Source organism: Achromobacter sp. FW305-C-28 (assembly GCF_058783235.1).
Genome location: NZ_JBYSYL010000016.1, coordinates 138,272 through 150,082, shown reverse-complemented (window position 1 = coordinate 150,082; position 11,811 = coordinate 138,272). Strand labels below are relative to the sequence as shown.

The following is an 11,811-nucleotide window of genomic DNA, read 5'->3' as shown; positions in this document are numbered from 1 at the left end:
GTGAACAACCAAGGCGGCAAGCTTCTGGGCGGCACGGCCGATATCCAGGCGGCCAGCCTGGACAACCGCAACGGCGTGGCGCAGGCGGACGGCAAGCTCACCGTCGTCAACACCGGCGCCTTGCAGAATCAGGGCGGCGGCCTGTACGGTGGTTCGGTCGACGTTAACGCCACCAGCCTGTCCAACACGGGCGGCAAAGTCGTCAGTGGTGGGGCGTTGGACGTCAGCACTACCGGCAACCTGGACAACACCGGCGGCTCGGTCGCCGCACAAGGCCAGGCCAGCCTGAACGCGCAAACCCTGTCCAACACGCGCGGCCTGATTGCCGCAGGCAATCTGACGCTCAAGACACAAGGGCTGCTGGACAACAGTGCCGGCCTGATCCAGGCCGACAACCTCGTGGCCCTGACGGCCGGCAACCTGAACAACCGCGACACGCTCGCCAACGGCCTGGCCGGCGCGGGCACAGCATCGCCGTCCCAAGCAGGCGCAACGCCTACCTCGATCAGCGCCTTGGGCGTGATGGGCAATCAGGTCACAGTTAACGCCCAGGCCATCGACAACCAATCCGGCCGCATTGGCGCGGGTCAAGACCTGGGCGTCACCACCGGCACGCTCAACAACACGTCGGGCAATGTGTCGTCCGACGCCAACGCCAAGCTCGCGGTCAATCGCCTGACCAATAGCAGCGGCGCGGTGACGGCCGGCAATTCGCTGGAACTGACCACCGACAACCTGGACAACGACGGCAAGCTCCACGCGGGCCAGGACCTGAAGATCACCGCCAACACCCTGACCAACCGCGCCACTGGCGAACTGATCGCCCTGCGCAACAACACCTTGGTCGTTGGTGGCCTGCTGACCAACGCGGGCCTGATCGACGGCGGCTACACCCGCATCACCGCAGGCAGCCTCACCAACACCGGCCGCCTCTACGGCGACCGCATCGGCATCCAGACGCCGGTGCTTGCCAACGAACCCAACGCCGTCATCGCCTCGCGCGGTGACCTGGACCTGGGCGTGGGCACGCTGACCAATCGCGAGCATGCGCTGATCTACTCGGCGGGCGACCTGCGTGTGGGCGGGACGCTGGACGCCACGGGCAAGGCAACGGGGCAGGCGCAGTCGCTGGTCAATGAATCGGCCACCATCGAAGCCGAGCGCAACGCCGACATCGCGGCGGCCAGCATCCAGAACCGCAACCTGCACTTCGCCAGTGAAACGGTCGAGGTCAGCCGCGAAGCCAAATGGTTCTACCGCCTGGATGGCACCACCGACATCGTCGATGGCGAAGGCATGTGGTTCTGCAACACCGTCAAATCCATTTGCGGCCGTGACCCCAGCTGGATGGGCCAATACGATGAGCGGCGCCTGTTGATGCCGTCGACCCGCTATCCGGAAAGCCGGTACGGCCCGCCCTTTGACTACAGCAATATCCAGGAAGACCAGCAAGGCCGTGCCGGCGTCAGCGCGCCGATCGGGCTGGCGTACATCGCCGAACACTACGACTGCAGCGGCGGCGATGCGGGCAACTGCTACACCAATCCGCCCCAATTCCTGTACAAGCCCGACGCCAAGATCTGGTCGGTCTTCGAGGTCGAGCGCCCCACCGGCATCAAGAAACCGCCAACTCCGGACGAGTGCGGTTGGCGCTGCCCTGCCGACCTGGCCCAGCAACAGGCCACCTACGAGCGCGACCTGCAGCTCTACGACACGTTGAACGACAAGATCAAGGACTTCAACGCCGACTTCCGCAACAACCGCATGATCAAGGACTTCACCTTCTACGAAGTCACGCAGATCACGCGCGAAACCCGCATCACGCAAAGCGATCCGGGCAAGATCATCGTGGGCGGCAACGCACGCCTGGCCGGCAACATCGTCAACGACAAGAGCCGCATCCTGGCCGGCGGCACCTTGAAAACCGAGGGCGGCACGCTCAGCAACGTGGGCGCCGAAGGCCTGCGCACCGTCGACCGGGTAGGCACCATGGCCTACACCTACGAGAAAAACGACTCGCGCAAGTACAACCGGTCCGACTACAACGCCACCGTCCTGGCCGAACGCATCGAAGCCGGCCTGGGCGCCGCGCAAGGCAACACAACGGTAGCCACCTCCGGCCAGACCCCTGGAGCCAGCACCGTCACACAAGCCTTGCCGCCGGCCAGCCTGACCCGCATCACGCTGCCGGGTAACAAGGCCATCACGGTCGTCGTGCTGCCACCCGTCATCCCGACCAGCGCGCTGTACCGCGTCATGCAGGCGCCCAATGCGCCGTACCTGATCGCCACCGACAGCCAGTTCATCGGCTCGCGTTCGGTGGTGTCCAGCGACTTCCTGTTGCAGAAACTCAATCAGGACCCCGGCACGATCTTGAAACGCCTGGGCGACGGTTTCTATGAACAGAAACTGGTGGCCGAGCAGGTCATGCTCGCCAGCGGCCAGCGTTTCGTGGGCGACTACACCGACAACGAAACCCAGTACAAGGCGCTGCTCACCGCAGGCGCAGACTTCGCCGGCAAGTTCGGCCTGACCGTCGGCACGGCGCTCTCTGAGGACCAGATGCGCCAATTGACCAGCGACATCGTCTGGTTGGTGGAGCAGACCGTCACCCTGCCCGACGGCACCCAGCAAAAAGTGCTGACCCCGCAGGTGTACCTGGCGGTCAAGCCCGGCGACCTGCGCGGCGACGGCACCCTTATCGCGGGCCGTGACACGCAGATCAGCACCACGGGGGATGTGAACAACAGCGGCACCATCGGCGCGCGCAACGCGCTGGTCGTCGACGCGCAGAACGTGCGCAACAGCGTCGGCGCCATGCAGGGCAAGACCGTCAACCTGAACGCGCGCAACGACATCGACAACCTGGCTGGGTTGCTGAAGGGCGAGTCGGTCACGTTGGCTGCGGGCCGGGATATCAATCTGACGTCCAGTACGCAATCGAACGTGCGTGGCGGGATCAGCAACACGATCGTTGATGGCGTGGCGCGCGTCGATGCGGGCACCTTGAGCGCACAGGCGGGCAGGGATTTCAACGCCCAGGCCGCGGCTATCGCCGCCAAGGAAGATGCCACCATTCGCGCGGGCAACGATATCAACCTGACGGCCGCCGGTACGCGGTACGGAGAATCGCACGACTTCGGCAAGAAGAACCGGGCGGAGATGCGTACGACCACGGATATCGGCACGCAGATTGTCGCGGGCGGCAACCTCACGCTGATCGCGACGCAGGATGTCAACGCCATCGCCGCACAAGTGGCGTCGGACAAGCAACTGGCCGTGGGGGCCGGGCGCGACATCAACATAGTCGCGGGCGATTCCAGCGGATACACCTACAACGAGATCTACTACAAGACCAAAGGGTTCCTGTCGAGCAAGACCACGCATCGCATCCGCGAGACGGAATGGACGCAAGGGGTCAGTGCGACGTTCGGCGGTGATTCGGTCGTGATGCTCGCCGGCCGCGACATGACCGTCGTTGGCTCGAACATAGTGGGTGACCGCGACGTGCAGATCGGCGTCGGCCGCGACCTGCAGGTCCTGGCCAAGGACGAGACCTACAAGGACTACCAGTACGAGAAGGTCAAAAAGTCGGGGCTGGGTGGCGGTGGTGGTTTCAGCCTGGGCTACAACAAGCAGGAACGCACCGACTGGAACCGCGGCGCCAGCGGCGGGTATTCCGCCAGCACCATTGGCAGTGCCGGCGGCGACCTCACTATCGATGCCGGTCGTGATGTCGGTGTCATGGGCAGCAACTTGTTGGCCCAGGACGGCAATATCTCCATCGCTGGTCGTAACGTCGCCATCATCGCTGGTGTGGGTGAGGCGCGTCAGCATGAGTATCACGAGTTCAAGCAATCCGGCCTGACCATTGGCGTGGCGGGCGGCATGCTGGGTGCTGCGCAGCAAATTCAGGGCACGCTGGAGCAGGCGGGCGAAGCCAAGAGCGGTCGCCTGGCCGCGGTCAAGGTCGGGCAGGCAGCGTATCAGGCAGTGCAGGCCAAGCGGACGATGGACACGGCCAAGGGAGACAAGGCCACCACCGCTGAAAAAGAGGCCGCCAGCGCCCAGATCCAGATCAGCATCGGCGCCAGCAAGTCCGTCAGCGAAACCAAGCGCACTCAGGAATCCGCATTTGGCTCGTCCGTTATGGCGGGTGGCAATATCTCCATTGTGGCGCTTGGCGAAAAGGGTGTGGCCGGCACAGGCAACCTGTCCATCATCGGCAGCGACCTGGCCGGCAAGAACGTGCTGCTGGCGGCCACCAACGACCTGATGCTGCAAAGCCAGGCGCTGACGTCCACGGAAGTTTCCACCAACAAGAACAGCGGCTGGAAGCTCGGCGTGGGGATCGGTGTTTCCGACAGCGGCAGCGGCGGGGGCATCAATATCTTTGCCAGCGGCTACGTCGGCAGCGGCAACGCCAAGGGCAACGGCACGACTTACCGCGAAACCCAGGTCAGCGCACGCGACACCCTGACCTTGATCTCGGGCCGCGACACCATCCTGGAAGGCGCCCAGGCGCGCGCGGACAGCATTCGTGCGGACATCGGCCGCAATCTGATCCTGACCAGCCAGCAAGATTCGGATCGTTACGACGCCAAACAACAGCAGGCCAACGCGGGCGCCAGCTTCAGCTTCGGCTCGATGACGGGCAACGCTTATCTTGGCGCCAGCGTAGGCAAGACCAAGTCGAACTACGACAGTGTGGTGGAACAGACGGGGTTGTACGCAGGCAAGGGTGGCTACGACATCTATGTTGGCAAGCATACGCAGCTGACGGGCGCGGTCATTGCCAGCGACGCCGAGGCGACCAAGAACTGGCTATCCACGGAGACGCTGGGGTTCAGCAACCTGCATAACAAGGCTGACTATAAGTCGACCATGGTGGGTCTGAGCCTGGGTATGTCTGGCGCGCTCGATAAACCCAACAAGGGTGATGCGTTAGGGGGCGGGCCGTCGGGACTGAGCTTTGCCAGCACCAGTGGCAGTGAATCCGGTACGACTCGTGCCGCGGTATCGGCGGGCACGATTGAAGTGCGGTCGGACAAGGACACGGGGCGGGACAGCATTGCGGGGCTGAGCCGCGATACGGCTGGCGCGAACGGCAGCATTGGCAAGATCTTCGACAAGGACAAGGTGCGCGAGCAGATCGAATTCCAGCAGGCGTTTGGTCAGTTGGGGATGCAGATTGCGGGCGATGTGCTTAAGGACCTTGCGAAGGAGAACCCCGAGCTTTGGGGCGAAGGGAAAAAGGGCTCGATTGCGCTACACGCTGTTGTGGCGGGAGTTGGGGCCGCTCTCGGAGGAGGCAACGTACTCGGGGCGATCGCCGGTACAGCAGCGGGCGATGTGGCAAGTAGTCTGGTCCAGGAACAAATACAGAAGGCTGTTGCGGATCTTCCGCCCGAGCTGAGAGACAAGGTCGCCGACGTAATCATCAACGTTATCGCGGGAACTGCCGGAGGTCTTGTTGGTGGCGGCAGTGGGGCCGGTGGGGCCCTCGTTGCCAATATGTATAACCGACAACTTCATCCCGACGAACGCAAGTGGGCGAAAGAAAATGCGGAAGGAATGCAGAAATACGTCGCGGAAGTGACGGGGCAGCATATCTCGCTGGAAGAGGCGTATCAGCGTTTGTTGTCTGCGGGGTACGCCATCGTTGACGAGAGAGCGGATGCTGTCGATAACTCGGGTCGTGATGAATTTGCCCGGCAATACATAGCTCAGAATAAGCCCGCGTCTTTATTTACAGCTAGTCCTGCGGAACGACGGGACCACTTGCTTAATGGCAATGCGGATGGCTCATGGACGCCCGAACAGCAGGCTCGATTTGGAGACAGGAATCCCGGTCAGACGGCCAGTCAGAAGGTCACGAATGCAGAGGCCTACCTTGGAAAACCATGTGGCGCCAGTTGCGCGGCAAAATTCTCAAGTATTAACGATGCGATTGTGTCCTTGGAAGCGGCCAAACAGCTGTACCAAGATGACCCCGGAAGTGTGGAGTTAATCAACCGGCAAATAGCATTGTTGGTAGGTGGCATTACTGAGGATGAAATCGTGAGAGGGGCGGCGGGCTATCTCGGTACGAGGGGTAAAGATGTAGCTTTTGCGCTGTTAGGCACGCCGAGATTGGTAGAAGTATTTCAGAAGTTCAATGCAAAATTGCTGGGTGAGGCGATTGTTCCGCCGGTAGTAACTGCCGAAGCAAGAATAGGCGGGGCTACTTTTGTTGATACTAATCAGACATCCAGGCCTGGGTACGAGATGTTGTCTGGCGACCCAACCCTTATTGCAGAGAGAGTTTTGGAAAAGATACAAAAAAAAGGTAAGGATTTTCCAAATGGCAATATGGCTAATGCTCATGCGGAGATTGGCGTTATCGAGCAGGCTTATAGGGCCGGGAAGACGCAGGGCGCCGAAATGACAATTGTTGTCAAAGGAAAGGATGTATGTGGATATTGTCTAGGCGATATTGCAGCAGCGGCTGACAAGGCTGGTCTAAAATATGTGACTATCCATGCCACAAAAGATGATGTTCCAATGACATATTTTTGGCGTCCAGGAATGACATCTATAAAGGAGTTGCGATGATTGTAACGATTGGAGGGTATTTAATTGATGCTAAGAAAGGGCGAGTGCAATTCGCAGCTCTGATCAACCCAAGCGTAGAGGCGCTGAAATCGCGTCTGGAAGAATTTTCCAACGATCGGTCTGGAGCTTTGGTCGCGCGACTAGAGCCACCTTCTGAGATTGGGCCTTGCAGGCTCCGCCTCTATGTGGATGGTTTCAAATATCTTCTAATGCTTGAGGAAAATTCTGAGGATGGAGAGTGCCTAGTTCGGACGCTTACGACTTCTACGGAAAGGGGTCTGGTGTCTGTGCTTGGGGAGCCTTATCCAATATCAGCTATAACGTCTGATTTTTCTCTTGTCTCTCAATTGTTTATAGACTTTGTAATGCACGGAGATCTTTCTAGGGAAATCATGCGAGATTAAAACAAGATGTTAGACTTTGAGTAGAAATAAGGTGTTGTCTGACACCCTATTACAAAGGATTGAAATGATGAAAAAATTCGATAGTGCCAAAAATATGTGGCGAGATTGGTGGAAATAAGGTGTCAGATTCTGAGGTTTCCCCACGAATTCATCACAATCCTCCCATGGCTTCAAAGGGCTTTAGCGTTCTTTGCAAAAGGCCAAGCACCGACTCCTCAGTCAAAGTCAGCGCGCGCTCGGCATAGATCATGGCTCCTAGCGTAAGCAACGAGATGGTCGGCCGGTCTTTACGGTTATTGGATTCATAGGCCGGCCTCAGTTTCTCGCGCTCGGCCAACTGACCCACCAGCCACAGCAGAAATGTTGCCAGCGCGTGGATCAACAGCAGGATCTGTAAGCGTGCAGCGCCCGCGCTTTGACTCTCCTCAAACGAGAACCCGAACTGATGGGACTGCAAGCTGCGGAAGGTGCATTCGATGCTCATGCGCTTGCGGTAAATCTCAACAATCTCATATGCGTTGGTATCAGCCAGCGACGGCGATGCGCACAGCAACCAAGGCTCGCTTTCTCGCCGGGCGCAGACCTCGCTGTGGCTGCTGCGCTTTCTCTGCTTGAGTTGTGTCAGGGCTTGGCGTTGCTGGGGCGGCTTTCGAGGCCGCGACACCATTCTGGAAGGCGCCCAGGCGCGCGCGGACAGCATTCGCGCCGACGAAGATAAGGTGTCAGACTACGTTTTCGGCCTGAAGAGGTCGCTTTGCGTGAATAAGGTGTCAGACTACGTTTTCAGTCCGATGAGTATCTCGGAAAACGTAGTCTGACACCTTATTTCGAGATCCGTTTACAGGACCGAGAGGTGTAATGCAAAGCGTATTGGACCGTGCAATTTCCGCTGGCGCTAATGCTATTGCTATTGGGAAATAAAAATGAGCGTGAGCGTTCACCAGCTATTGGTCGACTGCACTTCAAATGGTGCGGCATTAAATGAAGCGAAAGTTGAAGTTGAGGGGTGGCTTACCATAATGGACGCCGGTTTGTATTTGTTAGGCAGCAATAATCTGGAAGGCCGTGCGAGCAATAAAAGAATTGGAATAAAAAACTCGGAAATTATCTACGCGATAAGAGACCAGATCCTGCCTATGGGGGGGCGCAGCTTTGTATTTCATCAGGCGAAAGTACTTGGAAGGATGGAATCTATAGACCCTGCCTTAGTCTGTGTGGAGACGATATTTCTTCGCCGAAGAAATTCTGCATATTTTATTGTTGATATAAGACCGGAAACAATAGATCAGGGTAAAAAAAATATGGAGAAAATCTTCTTACGGCTAATAATGGCTTATCCAAGGACTGGTTGGACTATATTTAAAAAAAGTTGTTCAGAGGTGTTGCTGCATAAATCGTCGACCCTGAACAAAGAGGTGGCGCCGATTGTTCGGACAGGGAATCCGGTTTTTTAAGTGGAAGCGCTGGGGTGTTCAAGCTGCCTGTTTGATCGCTGGCAGCGTGGCGAAGTATGCCTCATCCGGAGTCTGATCCGCTAGACTGGAATGGGGCCGACGTTGGTTGTACCCATCCCATTACACACATCTCATAGCATTTGTCGGGCAAACCGCAGGCCCTGTACAAACACGGCGATGTCGCGCATGCCCTGCCACAGGGTTTTGGCCCCGGGCTCACCATAAATAAGGTGTCAGACTCTGAGGTTTCCCCACAAATTTTCAGGGAAATTCATTTTGAATCAGAGGCTTGAGATAACGGGCGAAGTCAAACGATTCGCTGCTGGATGGTCAGGGCGTGCATGAAAGATAAGGTGTCAGACTACGTTTTCGGCCTGAAGAGGTCGCTTTGAAAACGTAGTCTGACACCTTATTTCTTATTTTTGATCCCTCCCGTGAAACAGGGGAAGTGAGATGTTTAATGAAAATCGAGTGCCTTATTCTGTTTTGAAATCGTGGGCATTAGAAGCATATTTCGAAGGATGTATGAACGCTGTAGTGAAAGAACTACCGTTGGAACAGGCTCTTGGGTACGTTGCATATACCTTTGAAGAAGGGTTTGATCGTCCTCTTGAAAATTTGATGTGGGATGTCATTATTTTGGTCCTGTCTGGACGGTTGGATCAAGAAAGATATCAACAGACTCGGGCTAATCTAATCGAAAAAATCGCTGAGAACGATCTAAATGATCTGCTGGTGGATGTTCCGCCTGACGAGGTCGAGCAGTTTAAATTAGATCTTCGTCAACTTAAGTTGATCTCTCGGGGAAATTAAAGATACCGTCTTACCCGTCAAGCGTTTAACTCCAGTCAGGGCGGTATGGCGAGCGTGTTTTGAGTACAGCGAAGCACAGATGAGCGAGCTTTCTCATGGCAGCGCCGAGTGCGGACATCTTGCTTTTGCCTGCCATCAGCGTAAATAAGGTGTCAGACTACGTTTTCGGCCTGAAGAGGTCGCTTTGAAAACGTAGTCTGACACCTTATTTTCTGGTCACGCAAGATATCAAGAACACCGCCAGCTATAACGCCAATCAAATTTCGGTGGGCGGTGGATTCGGCTTTGGTGGTGGGGCGGGCAAGGACGGCCCGGGGGCTCTAGGCACCACCAAGAACAACCAGGTGGCGGGCGGCGCGTCCAAGGAAGCGAGCACGTCGCTGCCTTCAAGCGGCGGGTTCTCGGCCAACCTGCCGGTGGTGGTCGCTGCCAGTGGCAAGGATAGCTCCACGACACAAAGCGCCATCAGTGGCGGCACGATCGTCATTCGTGACGAGGCTGCCCAACAGGCGCTGACAGGCAAGACCGCAGCCGAGACCATTGCGAGCTTGAACCGCGACACGTCCGATACGTTGAATGCGCTCAAGCCGATCTTTGACAAGGAGAAGATTGAGGCGGGCTTCGAGATCGCGTCGGAGGCTGGCAGGCAGATGGGGCAGTTTCTGACGAATCGGGCGAAGGAGGCCGATGCGTTGTCTTCCTCTTTGGCTGAGGAGTTGCAGAAGCCCGGAGGTGGTGACGCCAAACGGATTATTCAACTCGCGGATGAACTGGACAGCGCGCTGAAATGGGGGCCTGGTGGAGACTACCGGCTTATTTCCACCGCAATCCTTGGCGGCATAAGCGGAAACGTCACGGGCGGCGCGTCCGAGGTCGCTCGTGCGAGTGCAGTGAACTACCTGCAGGGGTTGACCGCACAGCAAGTGAAGCTTTTTGCCGATGGTCTGGGATCCTCCCCTCAGGCGGACGTCACGCGTGCCGCGTTGCATACGATCGTCGGATGTGCTGGCGGCGCGGCTCAAGGAACAGGTTGCACCTCGTCGGCGTTGGGTGCCGGCGCCGCGTCAGTCGTCAACGCGCTGTTGAATGCCGCCGATCGCAATGCCGAGGCGGGACTTAGCGTTGAGCAACGTGAAGCGCGACCCAATCTGGTGTCGAACCTGCTGGCGGGTGTCGCGGTTGGTCTTGATGTCGGCGGCGTGGTCAACGGCGGACGCCTGGAGACCGAGAACAATGCTGCCAGTTTGTTGCTCAAGAGAGGTGGACCGGCGCTGATTGGGTTGTGCTTGCGGTCAGTGGCGTGTCGGGAAACCGTAATCAGTAAGACCGCCTACGCTGCGATTAGTGCGGCTACTACCGTATTAATAGCCGCCAATCCTCTGTTGGATAAGGATCAAGCGCAGATCCTTGCTGTGATTCAGTACATTACTTCGCCGACTTCAACGGAACCTCTTCCGGGCAAGCCGGGAGAGCCTGTGCCGCCGCTGCCAATCCCACCTGGTCAGAACGGGGGCAATGAGAACGTTGCGGTTCCTGGCAAGCCGGGTGACGGGCATACGCCGATCAGTGTGCCTGGGCAGGAGAATAATGGATCTGGTGGTGGTACGACCACAACCACGCCTATGCCTGAGCCGCAAGGGCCTCAACTTATACTGAGCGAGGGTGCAAACAAGGGTTCGCTTTCGGGGCCGCCAACACGCATTCCCCCATTATCTGATGAGGCAACCACTCGGTCGCTTGTGTTGGAAAATCAGAGCGCAATTGCTCTGGCGAAACATGGCTTTGAAGTTGTACAAAATCCAGTTGTTCCTGGTCCAAAAAATCCCGATTATTTGATCAATGGTCAAATTTTCGACAACTATGCTCCATCAACTGGAAATGTTAGAAATATGGCAACCTACATCTCCGAAAAGGTCCAAGGTGGACAGACCAATAATATGGTTGTTAATCTAACCGACAGTCCAGCCACTCCTGATGCGCTGCAGACACAGCTTGTTAATTATCCTGTCCCAGGCCTGCAGCAGGTGATCGTTATAGATCAATCGGGTGCTATTTTTAGACTAAATATTAAAGTGAAATGATATGGCGGTTGATCTGTTTTGCTATTCGACAGCCTCTCCTGAAGAGGCTGTTGAGACCCTTGCATCTTTAATGCATGATAATCAGGAGTTTCTGGGTCGGAAATTTTTGTTTTCAACAGTGCGGGAAGCAAGTCAAATTCATAAGGAAATTGCTCTGGATTACGGCATGAGTGTTCATTCATTTTTTATGATTAGTCTCAATGAAAAGAGTGCCGCAAATAGAGTTATTGATGTCGTAAATCTTGCGAAAAATTATTTCCGTAAATATGATTTGCTGGTCTTGCATGGAAATGAGAAAAATATGTAAATGCGCTTTAAAATAAGATGCCGTCCTGCCGGTCAAGCGTTTAGCGGTAGTCGGGGCGGTATGGCGAGCGTGTTTTTAATACAGCGAAGCACAGATGAGCGAGCTTTCTCATGGCAGCGCCGAGTGCGGACATCTTGCTTTTGCCTGCCATCAGCGTA

Annotated in this window: 8 protein-coding genes; 6 read left to right on the top strand and 2 right to left on the bottom strand. The window is 56.8% G+C overall.

The genetic code is table 11. From position 1 onward, the window contains the following. The first annotated feature begins 75 nt into the window (after nt 1-75). Nucleotides 76-6,594 (top strand): hemagglutinin repeat-containing protein, encoded by a 6,519-nt coding sequence (locus AC3WMR_RS28515; protein ID WP_492266199.1) that lies wholly within the window; start codon nt 76-78, stop codon nt 6,592-6,594. Then, nucleotides 6,591-6,998, top strand: coding sequence for a DUF6911 family protein (locus AC3WMR_RS28510; protein ID WP_492266198.1), 408 nt, complete (start codon nt 6,591-6,593; stop codon nt 6,996-6,998). Before AC3WMR_RS28515 ends, AC3WMR_RS28510 begins: the two co-directional genes overlap by 4 nt. 151 nt (nt 6,999-7,149) lie before the next feature. On the opposite strand, the gene AC3WMR_RS28505 is transcribed toward AC3WMR_RS28510, so the two are convergent. Continuing rightward, nucleotides 7,150-7,698: a transposase gene (locus tag AC3WMR_RS28505; RefSeq protein ID WP_492266197.1), complete on the bottom strand. Its 549-nt coding sequence runs from the start codon at nt 7,696-7,698 to the stop codon at nt 7,150-7,152. 223 nt (nt 7,699-7,921) lie between these two features. Here AC3WMR_RS28505 and AC3WMR_RS28500 point away from each other — a divergent pair, with 223 nt between their 5' ends. Next, nucleotides 7,922-8,452: a hypothetical protein gene (locus tag AC3WMR_RS28500; RefSeq protein ID WP_492266196.1), complete on the top strand. Its 531-nt coding sequence runs from the start codon at nt 7,922-7,924 to the stop codon at nt 8,450-8,452. Nucleotides 8,453-8,583: 131 nt separating this feature from the next. Here the strand turns inward: AC3WMR_RS28500 and AC3WMR_RS28495 are convergent, their stop codons facing one another. Continuing rightward, nucleotides 8,584-8,679 (bottom strand): IS4 family transposase, encoded by a 96-nt coding sequence (locus tag AC3WMR_RS28495; RefSeq protein WP_492266201.1) that lies wholly within the window; start codon nt 8,677-8,679, stop codon nt 8,584-8,586. A gap of 226 nt (nt 8,680-8,905) precedes the next feature. On the opposite strand from AC3WMR_RS28495, the gene AC3WMR_RS28490 reads away from it, so the two are divergent. From AC3WMR_RS28490 to AC3WMR_RS28480, 3 genes are all read left to right on the top strand, one after another. Next, a complete protein-coding gene (locus AC3WMR_RS28490; RefSeq protein ID WP_492266195.1) occupies nt 8,906-9,265 on the top strand; it encodes a hypothetical protein in 360 nt (119 codons plus the stop codon). Nucleotides 9,266-9,531: 266 nt separating this feature from the next. Then, nucleotides 9,532-11,346 (top strand): CdiA C-terminal domain-containing protein, encoded by a 1,815-nt coding sequence (locus AC3WMR_RS28485; protein WP_492266194.1) that lies wholly within the window; start codon nt 9,532-9,534, stop codon nt 11,344-11,346. Nucleotide 11,347: 1 nt separating this feature from the next. Next, the gene (locus AC3WMR_RS28480) at nt 11,348-11,653 is read left to right on the top strand and encodes a hypothetical protein (protein ID WP_492266193.1); all 306 of its coding nucleotides are present in this window, start codon (nt 11,348-11,350) and stop codon (nt 11,651-11,653) included. Nucleotides 11,654-11,811 lie beyond the last annotated feature (158 nt).

Bases quoted from the DNA above. Each gene is read 5' to 3' on its own strand.
- AC3WMR_RS28510 (WP_492266198.1), top strand. From the start codon at position 6,591: ATGATTGTAACGATTGGAGGGTATTTAATTGATGCTAAGAAAGGGCGA.
- AC3WMR_RS28505 (WP_492266197.1), bottom strand. From the start codon at position 7,698: ATGCTGTCCGCGCGCGCCTGGGCGCCTTCCAGAATGGTGTCGCGGCCT.
- AC3WMR_RS28500 (WP_492266196.1), top strand. From the start codon at position 7,922: ATGAGCGTGAGCGTTCACCAGCTATTGGTCGACTGCACTTCAAATGGT.
- AC3WMR_RS28490 (WP_492266195.1), top strand. From the start codon at position 8,906: ATGTTTAATGAAAATCGAGTGCCTTATTCTGTTTTGAAATCGTGGGCA.
- AC3WMR_RS28480 (WP_492266193.1), top strand. From the start codon at position 11,348: ATGGCGGTTGATCTGTTTTGCTATTCGACAGCCTCTCCTGAAGAGGCT.